The sequence below is a fragment of the Sphingomonas lycopersici genome (assembly GCF_026130605.1).
Taxonomy (GTDB): domain Bacteria; phylum Pseudomonadota; class Alphaproteobacteria; order Sphingomonadales; family Sphingomonadaceae; genus Sphingomonas; species Sphingomonas lycopersici.
Window position 1 is genome coordinate 69,115 of the sequence record NZ_JANFAU010000010.1, and the last position, 22,199, is coordinate 91,313.

At 67.5% G+C, this 22,199-nt stretch carries 20 protein-coding genes; 11 read left to right on the forward strand and 9 right to left on the reverse strand.

All coding sequences use genetic code 11. The features are described from left to right. The first annotated feature begins 53 nt into the window (after positions 1-53). Positions 54-674, forward strand: coding sequence for a S24 family peptidase (locus NED98_RS17495; protein ID WP_265313865.1), 621 nt, complete (start codon positions 54-56; stop codon positions 672-674). A 68-nt stretch (positions 675-742) separates the two neighbouring features. Here NED98_RS17495 and NED98_RS17500 read toward each other — a convergent pair whose 3' ends face one another. Both NED98_RS17500 and NED98_RS17505 read right to left on the reverse strand, forming a co-directional pair. Beyond that, positions 743-1,471: a hypothetical protein gene (locus NED98_RS17500; protein WP_179513382.1), complete on the reverse strand. Its 729-nt coding sequence runs from the start codon at positions 1,469-1,471 to the stop codon at positions 743-745. Between the two features lie 137 nt (positions 1,472-1,608). Beyond that, on the reverse strand, positions 1,609-1,782 hold the full coding sequence (locus NED98_RS17505; protein WP_265313866.1) for a hypothetical protein: 174 nt from the start codon (positions 1,780-1,782) through the stop codon (positions 1,609-1,611). Positions 1,783-1,899: 117 nt separating this feature from the next. On the opposite strand from NED98_RS17505, the gene NED98_RS17510 reads away from it, so the two are divergent. The 3 genes from NED98_RS17510 (at position 1,900) to NED98_RS17520 (ending at position 8,339) form a co-directional block, all read left to right on the forward strand. Beyond that, positions 1,900-2,112, forward strand: coding sequence for a hypothetical protein (locus NED98_RS17510; RefSeq protein WP_179513384.1), 213 nt, complete (start codon positions 1,900-1,902; stop codon positions 2,110-2,112). A gap of 144 nt (positions 2,113-2,256) precedes the next feature. Then, complete coding sequence (locus tag NED98_RS17515) at positions 2,257-4,224, forward strand: autotransporter assembly complex protein TamA (RefSeq protein WP_265313868.1); 1,968 nt, start codon at positions 2,257-2,259, stop codon at positions 4,222-4,224. 5 nt (positions 4,225-4,229) lie between these two features. Further along, positions 4,230-8,339: a translocation/assembly module TamB domain-containing protein gene (locus tag NED98_RS17520; RefSeq protein WP_265313869.1), complete on the forward strand. Its 4,110-nt coding sequence runs from the start codon at positions 4,230-4,232 to the stop codon at positions 8,337-8,339. A 137-nt stretch (positions 8,340-8,476) separates the two neighbouring features. On the opposite strand, the gene NED98_RS17525 is transcribed toward NED98_RS17520, so the two are convergent. Together NED98_RS17525 and NED98_RS17530 are read right to left on the reverse strand one after the other, a co-directional pair. After that, on the reverse strand, positions 8,477-8,776 hold the full coding sequence (locus NED98_RS17525; protein WP_179513386.1) for an EthD family reductase: 300 nt from the start codon (positions 8,774-8,776) through the stop codon (positions 8,477-8,479). A 70-nt stretch (positions 8,777-8,846) separates the two neighbouring features. Then, complete coding sequence (locus NED98_RS17530; RefSeq protein WP_179513387.1) at positions 8,847-10,271, reverse strand: aldehyde dehydrogenase family protein; 1,425 nt, start codon at positions 10,269-10,271, stop codon at positions 8,847-8,849. Between the two features lie 195 nt (positions 10,272-10,466). Between NED98_RS17530 and NED98_RS17535 the strand changes: the two genes are divergently transcribed. Then, positions 10,467-11,387 (forward strand): right-handed parallel beta-helix repeat-containing protein, encoded by a 921-nt coding sequence (locus NED98_RS17535; RefSeq protein WP_265313870.1) that lies wholly within the window; start codon positions 10,467-10,469, stop codon positions 11,385-11,387. A 33-nt stretch (positions 11,388-11,420) separates the two neighbouring features. Here NED98_RS17535 and NED98_RS17540 read toward each other — a convergent pair whose 3' ends face one another. The 3 genes from NED98_RS17540 to NED98_RS17550 all read right to left on the reverse strand — a co-directional run bounded on the left by NED98_RS17540 (position 11,421) and on the right by NED98_RS17550 (position 14,840). After that, positions 11,421-13,019 (reverse strand): choline dehydrogenase, encoded by a 1,599-nt coding sequence (locus NED98_RS17540; RefSeq protein ID WP_265313871.1) that lies wholly within the window; start codon positions 13,017-13,019, stop codon positions 11,421-11,423. Between the two features lie 81 nt (positions 13,020-13,100). Further along, a complete protein-coding gene (locus NED98_RS17545; protein ID WP_265269330.1) occupies positions 13,101-14,060 on the reverse strand; it encodes an NADPH:quinone oxidoreductase family protein in 960 nt (319 codons plus the stop codon). A gap of 219 nt (positions 14,061-14,279) precedes the next feature. After that, the gene (locus NED98_RS17550) at positions 14,280-14,840 is read right to left on the reverse strand and encodes a TetR family transcriptional regulator (RefSeq protein ID WP_265269329.1); all 561 of its coding nucleotides are present in this window, start codon (positions 14,838-14,840) and stop codon (positions 14,280-14,282) included. A gap of 105 nt (positions 14,841-14,945) precedes the next feature. Between NED98_RS17550 and NED98_RS17555 the strand changes: the two genes are divergently transcribed. The 3 genes from NED98_RS17555 to NED98_RS17565 all read left to right on the forward strand — a co-directional run bounded on the left by NED98_RS17555 (position 14,946) and on the right by NED98_RS17565 (position 19,449). Further along, entirely contained in the window at positions 14,946-16,199 is a 1,254-nt protein-coding gene (locus tag NED98_RS17555; RefSeq protein ID WP_179513392.1) for an acetyl-CoA C-acetyltransferase, read from the forward strand. A 101-nt stretch (positions 16,200-16,300) separates the two neighbouring features. Continuing rightward, entirely contained in the window at positions 16,301-17,863 is a 1,563-nt protein-coding gene (locus tag NED98_RS17560) for an acyl-CoA synthetase (protein WP_265313907.1), read from the forward strand. Beyond that, the gene (locus tag NED98_RS17565) at positions 17,860-19,449 is read left to right on the forward strand and encodes an AMP-binding protein (protein ID WP_265313872.1); all 1,590 of its coding nucleotides are present in this window, start codon (positions 17,860-17,862) and stop codon (positions 19,447-19,449) included. The genes NED98_RS17560 and NED98_RS17565 overlap by 4 nt, the downstream gene beginning before the upstream one ends. A gap of 120 nt (positions 19,450-19,569) precedes the next feature. Here the strand turns inward: NED98_RS17565 and NED98_RS17570 are convergent, their stop codons facing one another. Continuing rightward, entirely contained in the window at positions 19,570-20,403 is an 834-nt protein-coding gene (locus tag NED98_RS17570; RefSeq protein ID WP_265269326.1) for a TauD/TfdA dioxygenase family protein, read from the reverse strand. Between the two features lie 80 nt (positions 20,404-20,483). Between NED98_RS17570 and NED98_RS17575 the strand changes: the two genes are divergently transcribed. The 3 genes from NED98_RS17575 to NED98_RS17585 are packed head-to-tail and all read left to right on the forward strand — an operon-like array spanning position 20,484 to position 21,718. Next, positions 20,484-21,134, forward strand: a complete 651-nt coding sequence (locus NED98_RS17575; RefSeq protein ID WP_265313873.1) for a Crp/Fnr family transcriptional regulator — start codon at positions 20,484-20,486, stop codon at positions 21,132-21,134. Between the two features lie 57 nt (positions 21,135-21,191). Next, on the forward strand, positions 21,192-21,431 hold the full coding sequence (locus NED98_RS17580; protein WP_265313874.1) for an AbrB/MazE/SpoVT family DNA-binding domain-containing protein: 240 nt from the start codon (positions 21,192-21,194) through the stop codon (positions 21,429-21,431). Beyond that, positions 21,431-21,718, forward strand: coding sequence for a PIN domain-containing protein (locus NED98_RS17585; protein WP_265313875.1), 288 nt, complete (start codon positions 21,431-21,433; stop codon positions 21,716-21,718). Before NED98_RS17580 ends, NED98_RS17585 begins: the two co-directional genes overlap by 1 nt. A 140-nt stretch (positions 21,719-21,858) precedes the next feature. Here NED98_RS17585 and NED98_RS17590 read toward each other — a convergent pair whose 3' ends face one another. Further along, positions 21,859-22,092 carry a hypothetical protein gene (locus NED98_RS17590; protein WP_179513396.1) on the reverse strand — a complete coding sequence of 78 codons (234 nt, stop codon included), beginning with the start codon at positions 22,090-22,092 and terminating at the stop codon, positions 21,859-21,861. Positions 22,093-22,199 lie beyond the last annotated feature (107 nt).

Genomic DNA, 22,199 nt, shown 5'->3' on the forward strand with positions numbered 1-22,199 from the left:
TTCTAACAGATTTTCCAACTTGTCCAGGAAATTTCCTGCGACTAGGATGCGGCATGGCTGAAGATCCCCGCGAGGCGCTGATGCGGCTGGCCGAGGCGCGCGGCGTGAGCCTTGCCGCGCTCTCGGCGATGCTCGGGCGCAATGTCGCCTATCTCCAGCAATTCGTCGGCCGCGGCTCGCCGCGCCGGCTGGCGGAGGACGACCGGCGCGCGCTCGCGACCTTCTTCGGCGTCGAGGAAGCGCTGCTCGGCGGCCCGGCGGGGGCCGGCGCGACGGTCGAGCTGCCGTGGCTGGCGGTCGAGGCGGCGGCGGGCGCGGGGGCGGACGTGGGGTCGGAGCGACTGCTGCGCCCGCTAAGCTTCGCGGCGGAAACGCTGGCCGCGGCGGGGGTCGCGGCGCGACAGGCCTCGGTGATCACCGCGCGGGGCGAGTCGATGGCGCCGACCGTCCTCGACGGCGACCGGCTGGTGGTCGACCGCGGCGACCGGCGGGTCGGGCGCACCGGCGCGATCTTCGTGCTGCGCCGCGACGGCGACCTGCTGGTCAAGCGCGTGACGCGCGCGGGCGAGACGCTGACGATCGCCAGCGACAATCCCGGCTATGCGACGATCGCTGCGCCGGTGGCGGAGATCGCGGTGATCGGACGGGTGAAGCTGCTGTTGCGGGGGTTGTAAGACGTCATCGACCGTTGCTTCGATCCGAAGCGCAGGTGTGTTCCCAAAAGCCCGAATCTACATGCAGGTCAGACGGACTGGATGAAGCGAAGCAGTTCGGCTGCGGGTGGCGAAAACGCCAACGGCCCGATCGCGAGTTCCGTCACCAGAATCGTGCCCACGCCCCAGAAATAGGCCGGATGGATCCGCCCCCGCGCGATCAGATCGGCGGCCATCGCCACCACGCCGAACAGCAAGATCGCGCCGAACATGACAAGCGGCGCCGCCGCGCCGAAGGAGGCCATCGGCAGGAGACGCCCCAGCCCGGGGCCGAGAATCGAAATGGTTGCGCAGAGCATCAGCCGTTTATGCCACTGCCGCTTCCGGCGCATGACCAGACCCGCCGTGACCAAACCTCCGAAGGTGAGAATGCCGATGAGGTTCATCACCATGAACACGGTTGGAGGAAAAAACGGCGGAATCAGGCGATTTCGAATGGCGAAAAGCGTTGCCGCCACGCCCATCGCGACCATCGCCACGGCGAGACCCAGCCCGATCCAGCCGACTCGCCGGTGCAGTCGGACCGACCCTCGAGCGATCAATGCCGGTTGCGCGACGAACAGAAAGACCCACAAGGTGAAGATCGCACCATGAACGTGCAGCAGCATCGGCAGCGGGGGCGTGTCGATAAAATCCCCGGGCACGGTCTGTGAAAACCCCCCGACGAACACCGCGGCCATCGCCAGCGAAATCCACACGTAGAATGCTTGGCTGGTCTCCCCGGCGCGCATTGCGCGCCGCGCGGCGATCGTGGTCATCGCTTTCCTCCCCGGATAGGTGCGGGGGTAATGTAACCGATCGACCGACCGGCGTATTGTAGGGAGCCGTCATCAGGCAATTTGGTCGCCGGCCGCTCGCCGGGGGCCCCCCGTATGTCGATGGCGGGGCTTTCCCCTTACCCCCGCTCGCGCCACCACATCGCGACCGACATCGCGACGGTCACCGTCAGCCCGATCAGCACCCCGATCGTCGGCTGGCCGGCGGCGAAGCCGAGGATCGCGCCGCCCAGCACGCCGGCGGCGATAAGGAAACCGCCCGCGGCGGAGGGTTTGGAAGGCTGGTCGGGCATCGCCGCGCGCCTTGCCACGGCTCGACGCGCGACGCCAGCGGGTTGCGCGCGACAATGCTTTGGAAACCTAATTCCCGAACCGCGTCTTAGGCACCTTGCCGCTATCGCCGCCCCTGCATGCCTTATCCCCCCTTTGTCGCCGGCCGCGCCGTGCTCGCCGATGCCGAAATGCTGATCCGTGGCTTTGGCGCCGGCGCCGAGGACGAGGCCGCGATGCGCGCCGACCGCAGCCGCGACGTCGGCAACCACCTCCATTTCTGCCACTGGCGGCAGATCGAGCGGCTGGTGGCGTGGCTCGCCGCCGATCGCGCGATCGGCACGATCCACTGATTGCCGTTCGTTCCTCGTCATGCCGGGTCAGACCCGGCACGACGATCGAAGGCTGGCGGCCGCCGTGCAGGCCGGATGTCAATTGATCGCAGAGCCGTTCGCAGCCCCATTTCGTTAACCGCCGCGTCACGCTATCACCGCCTGATGATCCGGCGCGGCGCCGCATTATTGGTCGCGATCCTCGCCGTGCCGCCTGCCGCGGCGCAGCAGCGATCCGCCGCGCCCGCGCCGCCGCCCGCGCCCGTCCCGCAGCAGCCCGCCCCGGCCGGCAGCGACATGCTCAATCCCAATGCGCCGCTTGCGCCGATGCCCGATATCGGGGTCGCCTGGCCCGATCTGTCGAAGCTGCCGCCGGAGAGCGAGGCCGGGCAGGCCGACGTCAATGCCGAAACGCGCTACCGTTATCGCATCGACGGGATCGATGCGGTGGCGAGCCCGCTGCTGCGCCAGCGCTTCGCCGAATTGTCGGTGCTCGACCAGCATGACGGCGAACCCGCCAATGCCGCACAGCTCGATCGTCGCGCGCGCGAGGATTCGGCCCTGCTCGTCACCTTGCTGCGCGCCGAGGGCTATTATGACGCACGGGTGCGCACCCGCGTCGAGACCGAGGCGGGCAAGCCGGTGGTGGTGCTCGCCGCCGATCCGGGGCAGCTCTATCGCCTGACCGGGGTGACGATCGACGGCGTCGCCGCCGCGGGCGACAAGGCGAAGGCGCTGACCGACGCCTTCGGGGTCAAGCCCAACGATCCGGTCAACGCCGATACGATCGCCGCGGGGCAGGCGCGGCTGGTCGATGAGGTCGGCAAACAGGGCTTCCCCTTCGCGACGATCGGCGAGCCCGCGGTGACGGTCGATCGCGCGGCGAAGGAGGCGGTGCTCGATCTGACGATCGATCCCGGCCGGGTGCGGCGCTTCGGCGAAATCCGCGTCAATGCCAACAATCATGTGTTCGACGCCAAGCATGTCCAGGAAATCGCGCGCTTCTCCCCCGGCAAGCCCTATTATGCGCCGGCGCTCGACGATCTGCGCCGCGCGCTGATCCAGACCGGGCTGGTCTCGAGCGCGACGGTCAAGCCGGTCGAGGGCGCGACCCCCGATACGGTGGACATCGACGTCGCGCTCCAGCCCGCGCCGCCGCGCACGATCGCGGGCGAACTGGGCTATGGCACCGGCGAAGGCGCGCGTGCCGAAGCGAGCTGGACGCATCGCAACTTCTTCCAGCCCGAAGGCGCGATCACCTTGCGCGGGGTGCTCGGCACGCAGGAGCAGCTCGCGCAATTCACCTTCCGCCGCAACAATTTCAAAGGGCGCGATCGTGTGCTGACCGCGCAGGTCGCGATCTCGCATACCGAGCGGCTGGCCTATACCGCCAATACCTTCTCGCTCTCCGGCTCGCTCGAGCGGCAGACCAATATCTTCTTCCAGAAGGCGTGGGTGTGGTCGCTCGGCGGCGAGCTGGTCAGTTCCGACGAGCGCGATGTGATCGCCTCGACCGGGCAGCCGCGGCGGCGGACCTATTATATCGCCGCGCTGCCGCTGTCGCTGACCTATGACGGGTCGGACGACCTGCTCAACCCGACCCGCGGGTTCCGCCTCGGCGGGCGGCTCAGCCCCGAATTGTCGTTGCTCGGCAAAGCCTTCGCTTATGCGCGGACCCAGATCGACGCCAGCGCCTATACCCCGCTCGGCGATCGCGTCGTGCTCGCCGGCCGGGTGCGGCTGGGGACGATCGTCGGCGCGCCGCGCGACGCGATCGCGCCGTCGCGGCGCTTCTATGCCGGGGGCGGCGCGTCGGTGCGCGGCTATGGCTATCAGGCGATCGGTCCGCGCGATCCCAATAACGATCCGATCGGCGGGCGCAGCCTGACCGAATTCTCGATCGAAACGCGCGTCAAGGTGTGGGGCAATTTCGGCGTGGTGCCGTTCTTCGATGGCGGCAATATCTATACTTCGCCGATACCCAAATTCTCCGGGCTGCGCTACGGCGCCGGGCTGGGCGTGCGCTATTATTCCAATTTCGGCCCGATCCGCATCGATCTCGGCACCCCGATCAACCCGCAAAAGGGCGATTCGCGCCTCGCGGTCTATGTCTCGCTGGGGCAGGCATTTTGAGGCGGGTGGCGAAATGGATCGCCGGGCTGGTTGCGGCGCTGGTGGCGATTTTCGCCGCGGCGGTGCTGATCGTCGATACCGATATCGGCCACCGCTGGGTTGCCGATCGCATCGCCGGGGTGCGCACCCCGAGCGGGCTGCGCTTCTCGGTCGGGCGGATCGACGGCTCGCTCTACACCCGCGCGACGCTGCGCGACGTGCGCGTCTATGATCTCGACGGCCTGGTCTTGTCGGCGCCGGTCGCGCGGCTCGATTGGGCGCCGCTGCGCTGGTTCGCCAACCGGCTCGACATCACTGCGCTCGACGTGCCCGTCGCGACCTTCGCCAAATGGCCGCGCACCCGGCCGAGCGCCAATGCCGGGCCGCTGTTGCCCGATTTCGATATCCATATCGGGCGGCTCGCGGTCGACCGGCTGATCGTCGACCGCCGCGTCACCGGGGTGCCGCGCTACGGGCGGATCCGCGGCAGGGCGGATATCCACGCCGGCCGCGCCTTGGTCGATCTGGCCGCGGTGGTGCAGGGCAGCGACGACCTGCGGCTGCGGATCGATGCGGAGCCCGATCGCGACCGTTTCGACATCGCGGTACGCGCGCAGGGCGGCAAAGACGGGGTGCTGGCGCGGCTCGCCGGGGTGCGCAAGCCGCTGCGGCTCGAGGTCGGCGGCACGGGGAGCTGGACCCGCTGGGACGGGCGCGCGCTCGGCATCGCGGGCGACACGCGGGTGATCGATCTCGCGCTCGGCAACCGGCGCGGAAGCTATACGCTGAGCGGCGATCTGGTCCCCTCGGCGGTGACGGACGGCAAGCTCGCGCGGTTGACCGCACCGCGCGTCACGGTCAACGGCGCGGCAACGCTCGCCAACCGGCGGCTCGCCGGCAATCTCGATCTGCGCTCGGCGGCGCTCGCGGTCGAGACGACCGGGACGATCGATCTCGGCATCAGTTCGTTCCGCAACGTCCGAATCCGCGCGCGATTGCTCAAACCCGCCGCGCTCTTCCCCAATATGACCGGGCGCGATGTCGAGCTGCGTGCGGTGCTCGACGGCGCCTTCGCCACCGCCGCGTTCGACTATCGGCTCAGCGCGCCGCGCTTCGCCTTCGACGAGACCGGGTTCGAACAGGCGTGGGCAGCGGGCAAGGGGCGGCTCTCCAAATCGCCGATCGTCCTGCCGGTGCGCTTCACCGCGGCGCGCGTGACCGGGGTCGGCGATGTCGCGGGCGGTATCCTGCGCAACCTGACCGTCGATGGGGTGCTGCGCATTACCAGCCGGCTGATCACCGGCGACGATCTCCGCGTGAAATCGGATAAACTGACCGGGCGGGTCAATCTGACGCTCGATCTTTTGACCGGCGATTATCAGCTCGGCGTCAACGGCGCGCTCGGGCGCTATCTGATCCCCGGGCTGGGGGTGGTCGACGTCACCTCCACGTTGCGCGTCGTGCCGGGGCCGGGCGGGCACGGTACGCGGGTCGTCGGGCAAGGCGCCGCGCGGGTCGTGCGGCTCGACAACGCCTTTTTCCGCAGCCTCGCCGGGGGGCTGCCGCGGATCGCCACCGCGCTCGAACGGACCCCCGACGGGGTGATGCATTTCACCAACCTCGTCCTCACCGGGCCGGCGATCCGGCTGGTCGGCACCGGCTTGCGCCGCCGCGACGGCAGCTTCCATTTCGAGGGGCGCGGGCGGCAATCGACCTATGGCGCGCTGACGCTCAAGCTCGACGGGCAGATCGACCGCCCGACGATCGATCTGGTGCTCGCCGCGCCCAATGCGGCGATGGGGCTCGCCGATGTGCGCGCGCATCTCGCGCCGAGCAAACAGGGGTTCGCCTTCACCGCCGCGGGTGGGTCGCGGCTCGGGCCGTTCGAGGCGGCGGGGGATATCCTGCTGCCGTCGAACGGCAATGCGCAGATCGCCTTCGCGCATATCGACGTCAGCGGCACGCGCGCGACCGGCACGCTCGATATCGTCACCGGCGGGTTCGCCGGGCGGCTGGCGCTGGCCGGCGGGGGGCTGTCGGGCGAATTGCTGTTCCGCCCGGTCGGCGCGGTGCAGCGGATCGAGGCGCATCTCGATGCCGATCGTGCGCGGCTCGGCAATCGCGTGACGGTGCGGCAGGCGCATGTCGATCTCGTCGCGCTGCTCGATCCCGCGGGCACCGCGATCGAGGCGAGCGTCAAGGGTGCGGGGCTGGCGCGGGGCGGGCTATCGATCGCGCGCTTCGCGGGGAGCGCGAAGCTCAACGGCGACAGCGGCGAGATCCGCGCGCAGATCGCGGGCACGCGCGGGCGCAGCTATGCGATCCAGAGCGTGATCGCGGTGGCCCCGGACAGCTATCGCGTCACCGCCGAGGGCACGATCGATCGCCGCCCGCTCAAGCTCGCCGCGCCGGCGGTGATCACTCGCGACGGCGACATGTGGCGGCTCGCGCCGACCGAGCTGACCTTCGCCGGGGGCGAGGCGAAACTCTCGGGGCGGTTCGGCGAGGCCGCCGCGGCGCTCGATGCGACCGTGACGAAGATGCCGCTGTCGATCCTCGACATCGCTTATCCCGGGCTCGCGCTGGGCGGCAGCGCATCGGGGACGCTGAGCTATCAGTCGCGCGACGGCGGCGCGCCGACCGGGCGCGTCGATCTGACGGTGCGCGGGCTGACCCGCTCGGGGCTGCTTGCCTCCTCGCGGCCGATCGACATCGGGATCGCGGGCGTGCTCTCGGCCGATCGCGCCGGGATTCGCGCGGTGGCCTCGTCGGGCGGGCAGACGATCGGGCGCGCGCAGGCGTTGCTCTCGCCGCTCGGCAGGGGTGATATCGCCGATCGGCTGATGGGGGCGGGGCTGTTCGCGCAATTGCGCTACAACGGCCCGGCGGACACCTTGTGGCGGCTGACCGGCGCGGAGATGCTGGCGCTGTCCGGCCCGGTGGCGATCGGCGCCGATGTGACGGGGCGCGTCGCCGATCCGTCGATCCGCGGCATGTTCCGCGCCGACGGTGCGCGGATCGAAAGCGCGACGACCGGGACGGTGCTGACCAATGTGCAGGCCTCGGGGGTGTTTCAGGGGTCGCGGCTCCAGATCGGTCAGTTCGCCGCCGACGCCGGCAAGGGCGGGCGCGTCACCGGCACGGGGCAATTCGATTTCTCGGCCGAGGCGGGGATCGGTCTCGATCTCTCGCTACAAGCCACCCACGCCGTACTGATCAACCGCGACGATATCGGGGCGACCGTTTCCGGGCCGCTGAGATTGCGGTCGGGCGGTTCGGGCGGGGTGATCTCGGGCGACGTGACGCTCGATCGCAGCCGCTACCGGCTCGGGCAGGCGACCGCGGCGAGCGCGGTGCCGCCGCTCAAGGTCCGCGAGATCAATCTCCCCGGCGGCGGCGAGGAGGAGGAAGTGCGCGCGACGCCATGGCGGCTCGATGTCCGTGCGCGCGCGCCGAACCAGCTCAGCGTCAGCGGGCTCGGGCTTTCGAGCGAATGGTCGGCGGATCTGAAGATCGGCGGCGCGCCGGACAATCCGGCGATCACCGGGCGCGCCGATCTGGTGCGCGGCAATTACGAATTCGCCGGTCGCGAGTTCCAGCTGTCGCGCGGGGTAATCCGCTTCGGCGGCGAGGTGCCGGCCAATCCGTCGCTCGATATCGAGGCCAATGCGGATTCGACCAACCTCAACGCGACGATCCGCGTGACCGGTGCGGCGCTCAAGCCGGAGATTTCCTTCACCAGCGTGCCCGCCTTGCCGCAGGACGAATTGCTCTCGCGGCTGTTGTTCGGCACCTCGATCACCCATTTGTCGGCGCCCGAAGCGCTGCAGCTTGCGGCGGCGGTGGCGGCGTTGAAGGACGGCAGCGGCGGGCTCAACCCGATCAACGCGGTGCGCCGCGCGGCGGGGCTCGATCGGCTGCGCATCCTCCCCGCCGATCCGCAGACCGGGCAGCAGACCTCGATCGCGGCGGGCAAATATGTGACGCGGAAACTCTATGCGGAGATCATCACCGACGGGCAGGGCTATTCAGCGACCCGGATCGAATATCAGGTGACGCGCTGGCTGTCGCTGCTCTCGACAATCTCGACACTGGGGCGGCAAAGCGCCAACGTGAGGATTTCGAAGGATTATTGAGGGGCGTCACCTTCTCCCCTCCCTTGAACAAGGGAGGGAGCGGAGGGAGGGTTGGCCTGCGAGGATACCGAAGCAACCGCCTCATACCCACCCACCCCCAACCGCTCCCTTCACCAGGGAGGGGAGAAAGAAGGGATTTACGCGAGAGCCCGCCCGACCATCAGCTGCGGGACGATATCGGTGAACTTGGCGACGTCCTCGGCCAATTCGCCGCGACGCGGGTTGGCCATTGCGGCGGCGAACGCTTCGGGTGAGGCGAAATGGAAATGCGCGATCAGCGCATAGGGTGCCGCGGCGCCGTCCATTGCCTGCCCCTCGATCAGTTCGAAGCGATCGGGGTTCCACACCTCGCAGACCAGCGGGGCGTGATGGTCGCGATAATAAGCGCGGTCGAATTTCGCGCCGTCGTGATTGGGATAGATCACCGAGAAGATCATGCGGGAGGTGCCTTTCGGATAGCAAAAGGGGCGCCGGCCTGCTGGTCGGCGCCCCGTGAGAGGAGAAGGATCAGGCAGGTTCGCCGACGATCGTCTTGATTTCCATGAAGTCGGTGAGACCGTATTTGCCGCCCTCGCGGCCGTTGCCCGATTGCTTGAACCCGCCGAACGCGGTGCCCGGGGTCGGCCCCCAGCTGTTGATCGTGACCAGCCCGGCGCGCAGCTTGCCGGCGATCTTCGCCGCCTCGGCCGGATCGCCCGAGATCGTCGCGGACAGGCCGTAATCGGTGTCGTTGGCCATCTCCACCGCCTGATCGCGATCGTCATAGGTGGTGATCGTCGCGACCGGACCGAAGGTTTCCTCGCGATAGATGCGCATTTCCGGGGTCACGTCGGCGAGCACGGTGGGCTTGATGAAATAGCCGGCGTTGCGCCCGTCCGGCCGCCCCGTGCCGCCGGTCACCAGCCGTGCGCCCTCGTCGAGCGCGGACTGGATCAGCGACTGGATCTTCTCGAACTGCGCCTTGTTGACCACCGGGCCGATATGCGCGCCCTGATCCTCGGGGTTGCCGACCACGGTCGCGTCCATGATCGCCTTGACCACCTCGGTCGCGGCCTCGGCCTGGCTCTTGTGGACGAGCAGCCGGGTGGGGGCGATGCAGCTCTGCCCGGTATTGGCGATCACCCCGGCGAGCGTCGGCGGCAGAACTTCCTCCAGCTTGGCGCCTTCGAGCACGAGGTTCGGCGCCTTGCCGCCGAGTTCCTGGTGGACGCGCTTGACCGTCGCGGCGGCGGCAGTGGCGACCGCGACCCCGGCGCGGGTCGAGCCGGTGAAGCTCACCATGTCGACGCCCTTGTGCGCCGACAGCGCCGCGCCGACCCCCGGCCCGTCGCCGTTGACGAGGTTGAACACCCCCGGCGGGACCCCGGCCTCGTCAAGGATCTCGGCGAAGATCATCGCGTTGGAGGGCGCTTCCTCGGAGGGCTTGAGGATCATCGTATTGCCCGCGGCAAGCGCCGGGGCGACCTTGGCGCAGATCTGGTTGAGCGGCCAGTTCCACGGGGTGATCATCGCCACCACGCCGACCGGCTCGTGCACGACGCGCGCGCTGCCGACCGTCTCGGAGAAGCTGAATTCGCGCAGCGCGGCGAGCGTGCCGATGAAATGGCCGAGACCGGCCGGCACCTGCGCCATTTGCGCGAAGGAGATCGGCGCGCCCATTTCGCGGCTGGTCGCGGCGGCGAGTTCGGGGAGACGGGCCTTCATCCCGGCGATGATCTTTTCGAGGATCGCGGCGCGTTCCTCGATGCTCGATTGCGACCAGGCGGGGAAGGCCGCGCGCGCCGCGGCGACCGCCTTGTCGACATCGGCGGCGGTGCCCAAGGTGATCTCGGTGCAGGGCTGCTCGGTCGAGGGATCGATCACCTCGTGGCGTCGCCCGCCTTCGCTCTCCACCCATGCGCCATTGATATAATGCTTCAGGTAGCTTTGCATGACAGGCCTCTCCACTTTTGACGGATTCGGGGTTCGGGTATGGTCATGCGGCTTGGCAAATCCCGTTGCAACAGGAAACGCGATGACTGCAAACCGTACCGTGACGGGACGCCGCGGGCGTTAACCGCGAAAGCCTCTTTCCGTTCCGCGGCGGTTGCGCTCAAGAAGCCACGGTATGTCTGAGGGAATTTGCCGATGCGCCGCCTGATCGCTCTCGCACTCATGTCGCTCGCCGCCCCGGCCGCCGCCGCGCCGTTCACGATCGTCGAGACGGGGGAGGGTTTCGTGCACCTCCAGGACGCACTGATGGCGAAGCGCGGGCAGGATTTCACCGTGCTGATCGCGCCCGGCGTCTATCGCGAATGTGCGATCCAGCAGGCGGGGCGCGTCACCTTCAAGGCGGCCGAGCCGGGCACCGCGATCTTCGAGGGCGCGTGCGAGGGCAAGGCCGCGCTGGTGCTGCGCGGCGCGGGGTCGGTGGTCGACGGTCTCGTCTTCCGCAATATCCGCGTCGGCGACGGCAATGGCGCGGGGATCCGCATCGAGATCGGCGACCTAACGGTGCGCAACGCGATGTTCCTCGACAGCCAGGAAGGGATTCTCGGCGCGACCGGCGACGCGTCGCGCGTCATGATCGAGCGCTCGACCTTCTCCGGGCTCGGCCAGTGTGACGAGACCCCCGATTGCGCGCATTCGGTCTATCTCGCGAACACGGGCACGATCACGATCACCCATTCGCGGTTCGAGCGCGGGCGTGGCGGGCATTACGTCAAATTGCGCGCGCCGCGCGTCGCGATCGACGACAACAGCTTCGACGACAGCCAGGGGCGCAAGACCAATTACGCGATCGACCTGCCCGAGGGCGGCACCGGCGAAATCCTGCGCAACACCTTCGTCCAGGGGCCGAACAAGGAGAATTGGACCGGGGTGATCGTCGTCTCGGCCGAGCAGCGCAAATATCCGGCCACCGGGCTGCGCGTCGCGGACAATATCGCGACGCTCGCGCCGGGGCAGAAGAACAGCCCGGCGTTCGTCGCCAACGTCAGCGGCGACCGGCTCGCGCTCGGCGCCAACCGGCTGGGGCCGGGGGTGCGGGCGTATGAGGAGCGGCACTGATCGAAGGCTGCCCTTCCCTTCAGGAGAGGGGCTTTAAGCGGCGCGGATCATGTCGGCGGCTTTCTCCGCGATCATGATCGTCGGGGCATTGGTGTTCGATCCCACCAATGTCGGCATCACCGAGGCGTCGACGACGCGCAGCCGCTCCAGCCCGCGCACCTTCAACTGCGCGTCGACCACCGCCATGCGATCGCCGTCGGCGCCCATCTTGCAGGTGCCGACCGGGTGATAGATCGTCTCGGCGGTGCGCCGCACCCAGGCGTCGATCTCGGCATCGCTGCGCACCTCCGCGCCCGGTGCGAGCTCGGCGTCGCGATACGGATCGAGCGCCGCCTGCGCCGCCACCTCGCGCCCGATCTTGACGCATTCGCGCATCACGCGGATGTCCTCGGGCTGGCTGAGGTAATTGGCGAAGATCAGCGGATCGGCGAGCGGGTCGTTCGACGCGATCGTCACCCGCCCGCGGCTTTCCGGGCGCAACTGGCAAAGATGGAAGGAGAAGCCGTCCTGCTTCACCTGCACCTTGCCGTGATCGCGCATGATCGCGAGCACGCCGTGGATCTGCACGTCGGGGCGCGACAGCCCGGCGCGCGAGCAGAGGAAGGCGCCGGATTCGAGGAATTGCTGGCGTCCGTAGCCGCTGCCGCGCAGCAGATATTCGAGCCCGACCTTGAGCTGGCGCAGCCCCTTGGTCGCCGAATAAGCGGTGGTCAGCCCGTGGCAGCGCCAGTTCATGATGACATCGAGATGGTCCTGCAGATTCTCGCCGACCCCCGGCAGATCGTGGACCGCGCGGACCCCCGAATCCCGGAGCCGCGCCGGATCGCCCACGCCTGAAAGCTGGAGGATCTGCGGGCTCTGCACCGCGCCCGCGCACAGCAAGGCCTCACCCGCGACTTCGACCCGCGCCGGCCGGTTGCCGACGAGATAATCGACCGCGATCGCGCGGCCATGCTCGATCACCACCCGCGTGGTGCGCGCATTGGTGATCACCGTCAGGTTGGCGCGCCCGAGCGCGGGGTGGAGATAGGCCGCCGCCGCCGACCAGCGCCGGCCGTCGGCGATCGTCAGGTCATAATGACCGAAACCTTCCATCACCGCGCCGTTGAAGTCGGTCGTCACCGGATAGCCGGCCTGTCGCCCGGCCTCGACCAAAGCGTCATGAAACGGGCTGTCGCTCTCGCCGGCGGAGATTTTGAGCGGGCCGTCGGCGCCGTGGAGCCCGTCGCTCGGGCCGCGATGATGCCCCTCGAGCCGACGGAAATAGGGGAGCACGTCGTCCCATGACCAGCCGGCGAGGCCGAACTGGCGCCATTCGTCATAATCCTGCGGATGCCCGCGCATATAGATCATGCCGTTGATCGCCGAGGAGCCGCCCAATCCGCGCCCGCGCGGCCACCACAAGCGGCGCTTGTCGAGATGCGGCTCGGGCTCGGTCCAGAAGCCCCAATTGTGCTTGCCCTTGGCCTTGATCAGCGTGCCGACCCCGGCGGGCATCCGCACCAGCATCTCCTTGTTCGCACCGCCGGCTTCGAGCAGGCAGACGCTGGCGGCGGGGTCCTCCGACAATCGCGCGGCGAGCGCGCACCCCGCGGAGCCGCCCCCGACGACGACATAATCATAGCCCGCCACGCATCTCTCCCAATCTTTCAGCGCCTTACCCGTTTGCGGTCACGCCGGATCAAGTCCGGCATGACGATGAAATGCAAGCTCTCACGGCACCAGCACCAGCTTCCCGATCATCCTGCTGTCACGCATCATCTCGAACGCCGCGCGCCAATCGTCGAGCGGCACTTCGGCATGAACATGGGGACGGATGCGCCCCTCCGCCGCCAGCCGCCAGATCGCGTCCTGATTTTCGCGGCCCTTGTCCGGGAACTGCCGGCCATATTCGCCCGCGCGCACGCCGATCACCGAAAAGCCCTTGATCAGCGGGATGTTGGTCGGGACGGTCGCGATCCGGCCGGAGGTGAAGCCGACCACCAGCAATCGTCCGCCGAACGCGATGCAGCGGGTCGATTCGTCGAACGTGTCGCCGCCGACCGGATCGTAGATCAGCTTCGCGCCGCCGCCGGTGATCTCCTTCACCCGCTCGCGGAAACCGGGCGTGGTGACGGCGGCGTCGACCGGATAGGTCGCGGCGACGGTCGCGAGCTTTTCGGCCGAACGCGAGGTCGCGATCACCCGGCAGCCGAGCGCCTTGGCGAGATCGACCGCCGCGAGCCCGACCCCGCCGGTCGCGCCGTGGATCAGCGCCCATTCGCCGGGCTGCGCCGCGCCGAGCCGGATCAGCGCGACATAAGCGGTGAGATAGGCCGCGCCGACCCCGGCGGCCTCGGCATAAGACAGGTGGGCCGGCTTGGCGCGGACCGCATCGGCGTCGACCGAGACCAGTTCGGCGAACCCGCCGAGCCGCGTGCCGCACACCACCGCCGCGCCGGGCGCGAAGCCGTCGCCGGCGATCACCTCGCCCGCGATTTCCATGCCGGGGATGAAGGGGAGCGGCGGCTTGAGCTGATAGTCGCCGCGCGTCATGAGGAGATCGGGATAGTTGAGCGCGGCCGCCTTCACCCGGACCAGCACCTTGCCGGGGGCGGGCTGTGGCGCGGCGACATCGGAGAGCGCGGTGCCCGACAGATCGGGCGACAGCGCGGAGACGACCAGCGCTTTCATACGCCCGTCATCCCAACGTCTTCTCCGTCATTCCCGCGAAGGCGGGAATCCAGATGCGCCGCGGTTGCGACTCTTTCGGAGAGGCCTGGATGAATGGATTCCCGCCTTCGCGGGAATGACGAGCGAGGGATTGGAATCTCTTGCCCCGCGCCTGCCTCCCGATGGACCCCGGCTCAAGGCCGGGGTGACGGGGGAGGGAGGCGGCGGCATATTCCATCCTTAACGCGCGATCATGATGTCGAGCAGCGAATCGAACAACGTGCTCATATCGAGCTGCGGCGCATGCACTTTGCCCAGCCCCAAGGTGATCAGCCCGTAAGCGCGGATCTCCGCCTCGTGGCGGGTGAAGCCCGCGGTGACGAGATTGCGCGCGAGGAAATCGAGCAGCAGCGTATCGTGCCGCTCGACCGCCGCCTGCGCGCGCGGGTCGCTCTCCGCCCAGGCGCGCATCGCGATCCCCAGCCGCGAGGAGCCGCGCCGCCGCACCGTCTGCCCCAGCAGCCGGATGCGTTCGATCGGATCGGGCGAGGCGCGTTCGAGCGCGTCGATCAGATTACCCACCTGATCCTCAGCGAAATAACCCGCGAGCTGCCCCTGATAGTCATCGAAGTCTTTGAAATGATGATAGAAGCTGCCGGTCGATACGCGCAACTCGTCGGCCAGCGGGCGCAGCTTGAGTGCCCTTAGCCCGCCGCGCCGCAACAGCGACTGCCCGGCTTCCAGCCAATCGTGCGGGGTCAGGTCCTGCGTTCGCGTTGCGGTTTGACTTGCTGGCTGCACGCTTGACATCCCCTGTACCATAACCAAGGTTATGCTGGAATCCGGCGCCGGTAAAGAGCCGTCGCGGTCACCCGATTCTCGCATCCGATTTCTGGAGAGGCATAAATGGCAGACGCTTATATCATCGACGCCGTCCGTACCCCGCGCGGGATCGGCAAGCAGGGCAAGGGCGCGCTGGCCGATCTGCACCCGCAGCATCTCGCGGCGACGGTGCTCAAGGCGCTCAAGGAACGCAACAATCTCAACACCGCCGAGGTCGACGACATCATCTGGTCGACCTCCAGCCAGCGCGGCAAGCAGGGCGGCGACATGGGGCGGATGGCGGCGCTCGACGCGGGGTACGACGTCAAGGCGAGCGGGACGACGCTCGATCGCTTCTGCGGCGGCGGGATCACCGCGGTCAATTTCGCCGCGGCGCAGATCATGTCCGGGATGGAGGATCTGGTGATCGCCGGCGGCACCGAGATGATGAGCCTCACCGCCGCGATGGCGCAGGAGGATATGGAATCGGGCAAGCCGATGCTCGGGATGGGATCGGGCAACGAGCGGCTCGACCTGTCGCATCCGCAGAGCCACCAGGGGATTTGCGGCGACGCGATCGCCAGCATGGAGGGGATCACCCGCGAACAGCTCGATGCCGCGGGGCTGGAGAGCCAGCAGAAGGCGGCGGTGGCGATCGCCGAGGGGCGGTTCGACAAGTCGATCGTGCCGGTGGTCGACGATGCCGGCAACGTGATCCTCGCCAAGGACGAATATCCGCGTCCGCAGACCACCGCCGAGGGGCTTGCGAGCCTCAAGCCGTCGTTCGAGGCGCTGGCCGACATGCCGTACAACAATAAGGGCGACACCTTCCGCAAGCAGATCAACCGCAAATATCCCGATCTGGAGATCAAGCATTTCCACCACGCGGGCAATTCGAGCGGGGTGGTCGACGGTGCGGCGGCGGTGCTGCTCGCCTCCAAGGCCTATGCCGAGAAGCATGGGCTCAAGCCGCGCGCGCGGATCGTGGCGATGGCCAATATCGGCGACGATCCCACGCTGATGCTCAACGCCCCGGTCCCGGCGGCGAAGAAGGTGCTGGAGAAGGCGGGCCTCAAGAAAGAGGATATCGACCTGTGGGAGATCAACGAGGCGTTCGCCGTGGTCTCCGAAAAATTCATCCGCGATCTCGAGCTGCCGCGCGACAAGGTCAACGTCAACGGCGGGTCGATCGCGCTCGGCCACCCGATCGGCGCGACCGGCGCGATCCTGATCGGGACGATCGTCGACGAGCTGGAGCGGCAGAACAAGCGCTACGGCCTCGTCACGATGTGCGCCGCGGGCGGAATGGCCCCGGCGATCATCGTCGAGCGGGTTTAAGCGTACAAAGCCCCTCCCTGAAGGGGAGGGGCTTAAACGAAGGGTATCGGCGCGAGCGGCGCATCGAGATGCCGCCGCGTCCTCGAAACGGAGAGAGGATGATGCTGCACCCGGTCGCGCATGCCAAAGCGACACCCGACAAGCCGGCCTATATCATGGCCGCGACCGGCGAGACGGTCACTTATGGCGAGCTCGATCGCCGCGCCAATCAGGGCGCGCATCTCATCCGGTCGCTGGGGTTGAAGCGCGGCGACGGCATCGCGCTGATGATGGACAATAATGCCCGCTATCTCGAAATCCTGTGGGCGGCCGAGCGCACCGGGGTCTATGTCACCTGCATCTCCTCCAAATTGCTCACCGACGAGGTCGAGTACATCATCCGCGACGGCGATTGCCGGGCGCTGATCGTCTCGCGCGCCTGCGCCGATTGCGCGGCGGCGCTGCTGCCACGGATCGGCGACCTGAATCGCTTCATGGTCGGCGGAACCGCGGAGGGCTACGACAGCTATGAGGCGGCGCGCGATGCGCAGCCGGACATGCCGATCGCCGATCCCTCGCCGGGGCAGATCATGCTCTATTCCTCGGGCACGACCGGACGGCCCAAGGGCGTACGCTTCCCGCTGCCGGCGGAGCCGTTCGGCGAGAATGTCTCGGCGCTCGTTCTGCTCGGGCAGGCGCTTTATTCCTGGACCCCCGATCTCGTCTATCTCAGCCCCGCGCCGATGTATCACGCCGCGCCGCTGCGCTGGTCGATGGCGGTGCACCAGATGGGCGGGACGGTGGTGGTCATGGACCGTTTCGACGCCGAACAGGCGCTGCGCTACATCGAGCAATATCGCATCACCCATGCGCAATGGGTGCCGACGCATTTCATCCGCATGTTGAAGCTGCCGCCCGAGCTGCGCGGTCAATATGACGTCTCGTCGCTCAAGGCGGTATGGCATGCCGCCGCGCCATGCCCGATCCCGGTCAAGCAGGCGATGATCGACTGGTGGGGGCCGATCGTCGGCGAATATTATGCCGGCACCGAGGGCAACGGCTTCCACGCGATCCAGTCGGCGGAATGGCTGACGCACAAGGGTTCGGTCGGGCGCAACCTCACCACGATCACGCATATCTGCGACGAGGAGGGCAACGATCTGCCGCCGCGCAGCGAGGGAGCGATCTATTTCGAACAGCCCGACGGCGGGCGGGTCTTTTCCTATCACAACGACCCCGAAAAGACCGCCGACGGCACCAATCGCCACGGCTGGACGACGTTGGGCGACGTGGGGTGGCTCGATGAGGAGGGCTATCTCTATCTCACCGACCGGAAGAGCTTCATGATCATCTCGGGCGGGGTCAACATCTACCCGGCGGAGATCGAGAACCTCCTGGTCACCCACCCCAAGGTGGCGGACGTCGCGGTGATCGGCGCGCCGCACGAGGAAATGGGCGAGGAGGTGGTCGCGGTGGTCCAGCCGCGCGATATGGCCGACGCCGGCCCCGCGCTGGCGGCCGAGCTGACCGATTTCGCGCGCGCGCATCTGAGCCACGTCAAGACCCCGCGCCGGATCGATTTTCGCGCAGAGCTGCCGCGCCACGATACGGGTAAGCTCTACAAGAGGCTGCTGCGCGACGAATATTGGGGCAAGAAACCCTTGGTCGAGGGGAGCGCGGCATGACCTTCAACTTCGGCGACATGATCGAGGCGATCGAGCGTAAAATCCCCGCCGACCGCGTCGCACTGGCGCATGGCGACGAGACGGTCGACTGGGGCGAATTGCGGCGGCGATCGAACAACCTCGCGCGCGCACTGATCGAGCGCGGGCTGCAGCCCAACGAGCGGGTCGCCTTCTATGCCTATAACAGCGCGGACTATCTCGTCGCGCTGATGGCCTGCTGGAAGGCGCGCGGCGCGCATGTCAACGTCAACTATCGCTATGTCGCCGACGAACTCGCTTATATCCTCGGCGACAGCGACGCGACCGTATTGTTCTACGATGCGCGGCTGCGCGATGCGGTCGCCGCAGTGGTCGATCGCTGCCCGCTGGTGCGGACCTGGGTGGAATTGGGCGGGGAGGCTTCGCCGGCTTTCGCAGAACCGCTCGCGCGGCTGACCGCGGGCGACGGCACCGCGCTCGATATCGCGCGCAGCCCCGACGATCGTTTCTTCATCTATACCGGCGGCACCACCGGGATGCCCAAGGGCGTGGTGTGGGCGCACGCCGATCTCAACGCGATCGGGCTCGCGGCGGCGGCGGCGCAGGGGCTGCCTGTGCCGCAAAGCGTCGAGCAGGCGGCCGATTTCGCCGCGGCCAATCCCGATTATCCGCGCACGGTCGTCGGCCCGCCGATCATGCACGGCACCGGGCTGCTCTCGGCCTATGGCGCCTTGCTCGGCGGCGGGCTCGCGGTGACGTTGCCGGGCCGCAGCTTCAATGCCGAAGAGGCGCTGAGCGCGATCGACCGCTGGCGCGCCAACCGGCTGGTAGTGGTGGGCGATGCCTTTGCGCGGCCGATCCTCGATGCGCTCGATGCGCAGCCGGGGCGGTGGGACGTCTCGTCGATGCGGGTCGTCATCTCGTCGGGTGTGATGTGGACGCAAAGCGTCAAGGACGGGCTGATCCGCCACATGCCCGATGCAATGTGCCAGGATAATTTCAGCTCGTCCGAGGCGATCGGCATGGGGGTGTCGATCACTACGCGCGACGGGACGGTCGAGACCGCGAAGTTCATGGTCGGCCCGCGCTGTCGCGTGCTCGACGAGCAGGATCGCGACGTGGCGCCGGGATCGGGGGTGCGCGGCGTCGTCGCGCTCGCGCCGCCCAACCCGATCGAATATCACAAGGATCCCGCCAAGAGCGCGCGCACCTTCCGCGTCATCGACGGGGTGCGTTATTCGATCCCCGGCGATTTCGCCGAAGTCGCGGCGGACGGTACGCTGGTGCTGCTCGGGCGCGGCTCGGCCTGCATCAATTCGGCGGGCGAGAAAATCTTCCCCGAGGAGGTGGAGGAAGCGCTCAAGCTCTGCCCGGCGGTACGCGACGCTCTGGTCTTCGCGATGCCCGATCCGAAATGGGGGCAGGCGGTTGCGGCGGTGGTGCATGTTGCGGCGGATTACGACGAGGCGGCGGCGCGCGACGATCTGCGCGCGCGGCTCGCCGGGTTCAAACAGCCCAAATTGCTCGTCGCGACCGAACAGTCGCTCCGCGCGCCCAACGGCAAGGCGGACTACGCCAAGGCGAAGGCGCTGGCGGGGGTGGGTTAAGCAACCGGCAGGAGGAAAATGTGCTCCCGCGAGGGCCCCCATCAAAATAGTATTTTGATGGGACCCACGGCGGGAGCCCAGTCTGGGTCCCCGCCTTCGCGGGGTCACAGTTGCGGAGCGTCACTCCAGCGGCTCACCCGAAAGCGTGATGCGGTGCATCAGCCGGCGGTGGCCGTGATAATCGTTCATCGCATAATGCCAGGTCGAGCGGTTGTCCCAGATCGCCACCGATCCCGGTGCCCATTGCAGCCGGCATTGGAATTCGGGGCGTTTGCCGACCTCGAACAGATAGGTCAGCAGCGGCAGGCTTTCCTCGCGCGTCCAGCCTTCGAAATGCAGCGTGAAGCCCGGATTGACATAGAGCAGTTCGCGCCCGGTCTGCGGGTGGCGCAACGCGACGGGATGGACGGCGCGGGTGCGGATATCATGCCCCTTGAGGTCCGCTGCCTGATCGGTCTGCGCGTAGATACCGTTGGTGCTGTAGATATGGTCGGCCGAATGCACCGCGCGCAACCCGCGTAGGGTTTGCTTGAGTCCGTCGGACAAAGAGTCAAACGCCGCGCCCATGCTGGCGAATAAGGTGTCGCCGCCGGTCGGCGGGGTTTCGCGCGCGATCAGGATCGATCCCATCGCCGGCACCTGATCATAGCTGTGATCGGTATGCCAGCCGCCGCCGATATTGGTGGTCTGCGTTTCCGATTTGCGCACCTCGGCGATTTCCGGGTGGCCGCCGTTGGCGGGGAAATATTTGTTGACGTCGATCCCGCCCCAGCGTCGCGCCAGTGCGATATGCTGTTCGGGGCTCAATTGCTGATCGCGGACGAACAGGACGCCGTGATCGGCCACCGCGCGCCGCAGCGTGTCGAACCCGGCGTCGTCAATCGCGTTGAGGTCGATATCGAGCGCCTCGACCCCGACATGGTCGGCGATCGGGCGGAAATTGACGTTGGCCACGGAGCCTCTCCTGCTTCTTTGCTGGGCGCATCCTACCGCAGTGATTTTGCGGAAAATGTCACCTAGGTTACATTCGTCCGATGGATATCGAGGCGCTGGCGCTACGGAGCATCTGGTTCGCGCACCTTCCAGCACCGTTGCGCGCGGCGCTGTTGCATGCTGGTCGCGTCGCCCGGCTCGATGCCGGGCAAAGGGTTTTCGGCGAAGGCGACGCGGAGACCGGGGTGCTGCTCGTGCTGGAGGGCGCGCTCAGGATCGAGGCGTCGGTAGGGGCGGAACGCGACGTGTTGCTCAACCTCGCCCCCGCGGGCGCCGCCTTCGGCCAGTCGCGCCGCGGCGGGGGTGGCCCGCGACTGGTGACCGCGCGCGCCGCCTCCGCCGCAACCGTGCTGCTGATTCCTGACGCGGCGCTGCAACGGATCGCCGAGGTGCATCCGGCGCTGTGGCGTGCGGTGAGCGAACTCGTCTACGGCCAGCTCGACACGATCGTGCACCTCGCCGCGCAATTGCTCGCGCTCGGGCCGCGCGGACGGATCGCGGCGCGGCTGCTGACCTTTGCGGCAGGGGGCGAGGTCGCGCTCAGCCAGAGCGATCTTGCGGAAATGTGCGGGCTGTCGCGCAAGGCGACCAACGCGCATCTCGCGGCACTGGAACGCGCGGGCGCGATCGCGCGCGGCTATGGCCGGATCGCGATCATCGATGCGGGGGCATTGCGGCGGTTGGCGGCATAGGGGGCATCGATCGGGCAACATTGGAGATATACATCTCTCATGTATATCCACGGGAGAATGGGCAAGCAGGTCACGCGCTGGGGCAATAGTCTCGCCATCCGGTTGCCTGCGGCAGTCGTCGAGGCGCTGGCGCTCAAAGAGGGCGATGACATCGAAGTGCGTATCTCGGGCGAGCGTACATTTACAATCGATCGTGATCAGAAGCGCCTTGCCGCGTTGGAGAATATTCGTCGATTGCGCCGGCCGCCTCCGGCGGGCTGGAGTTTTGATCGCGAAGAGGCGAGCGAGCGTCGATAGTGGCGAGGATATTTCTGGATACCAATGTCGTCGTCTACGCGTTCACCACCGACCCTCGTGCCGCGGTGGCTGAAAAGCTGCTTGCCGACGGGATTGAGCTGAGCGCCCAGGTTTTGAACGAATTCGCAAATGTCGCGCGACGCAAACTCGGATTCGATTGGAGCCAGATAGAGCAGGCGCTAAGTGCGATCGGCGCGCACGAAAAATACATACGATCGATTTGGAAACTCATTCGTTGGCGCTCGAACTCGTACGGCGCTACGATTTCTCATTCTATGACGCGTTGATCGTTTCCGCTGCGCTCAAGGCGCGTTGCGACATACTTTATTCCGAATATTTGCAGGATGGGCTCGCGGTCGACGGCCGGTTGCGGATCGTCAACCCTTTTGAGAGGCTTGCGCCGAAATCCGGATAGCCCGAAAATTGCTCAGGCCAGCGCCGCCATATAATGCGCGCACTGCCGGCGGCGTTCCTGACCCTGCAGCGTCAGCACGATATGCCCGAGCTGGCGGCGCACGAGGCCCTGATCGGTGAGCGCGTCGATTGTCGGCTGGGGTTGTTCGCGGGGGAGAATCAATATCGTGCCGGCGCGACGCGCCGACCACAGGATGCGTTCAATCTCTTCCGGCAGCAGAGGTGTGCCGGCACCATGCTTCGTCATTGCGACCCCCCCGACCCGGGATGGCGACGGCGCCCCTTAATGTGCCGCGCGCCGATATCCGGTCCGATTTGAATCGATTCGTCAAGTAAAGGTTTGTACGAATCGGG

Bases quoted from the DNA above. Each gene is read 5' to 3' on its own strand.
- NED98_RS17565 (WP_265313872.1), top strand. From the start codon at position 17,860: ATGACCTTCAACTTCGGCGACATGATCGAGGCGATCGAGCGTAAAATC.
- NED98_RS17530 (WP_179513387.1), bottom strand. From the start codon at position 10,271: ATGCAAAGCTACCTGAAGCATTATATCAATGGCGCATGGGTGGAGAGC.
- NED98_RS17590 (WP_179513396.1), bottom strand. From the start codon at position 22,092: ATGACGAAGCATGGTGCCGGCACACCTCTGCTGCCGGAAGAGATTGAA.
- NED98_RS17545 (WP_265269330.1), bottom strand. From the start codon at position 14,060: ATGAAAGCGCTGGTCGTCTCCGCGCTGTCGCCCGATCTGTCGGGCACC.
- NED98_RS17555 (WP_179513392.1), top strand. From the start codon at position 14,946: ATGGCAGACGCTTATATCATCGACGCCGTCCGTACCCCGCGCGGGATC.
- NED98_RS17495 (WP_265313865.1), top strand. From the start codon at position 54: ATGGCTGAAGATCCCCGCGAGGCGCTGATGCGGCTGGCCGAGGCGCGC.
- NED98_RS17580 (WP_265313874.1), top strand. From the start codon at position 21,192: ATGGGCAAGCAGGTCACGCGCTGGGGCAATAGTCTCGCCATCCGGTTG.
- NED98_RS17525 (WP_179513386.1), bottom strand. From the start codon at position 8,776: ATGATCTTCTCGGTGATCTATCCCAATCACGACGGCGCGAAATTCGAC.
- NED98_RS17500 (WP_179513382.1), bottom strand. From the start codon at position 1,471: ATGACCACGATCGCCGCGCGGCGCGCAATGCGCGCCGGGGAGACCAGC.
- NED98_RS17515 (WP_265313868.1), top strand. From the start codon at position 2,257: ATGATCCGGCGCGGCGCCGCATTATTGGTCGCGATCCTCGCCGTGCCG.
- NED98_RS17560 (WP_265313907.1), top strand. From the start codon at position 16,301: ATGCTGCACCCGGTCGCGCATGCCAAAGCGACACCCGACAAGCCGGCC.
- NED98_RS17575 (WP_265313873.1), top strand. From the start codon at position 20,484: ATGGATATCGAGGCGCTGGCGCTACGGAGCATCTGGTTCGCGCACCTT.
- NED98_RS17535 (WP_265313870.1), top strand. From the start codon at position 10,467: ATGCGCCGCCTGATCGCTCTCGCACTCATGTCGCTCGCCGCCCCGGCC.
- NED98_RS17505 (WP_265313866.1), bottom strand. From the start codon at position 1,782: ATGCCCGACCAGCCTTCCAAACCCTCCGCCGCGGGCGGTTTCCTTATC.
- NED98_RS17510 (WP_179513384.1), top strand. From the start codon at position 1,900: ATGCCTTATCCCCCCTTTGTCGCCGGCCGCGCCGTGCTCGCCGATGCC.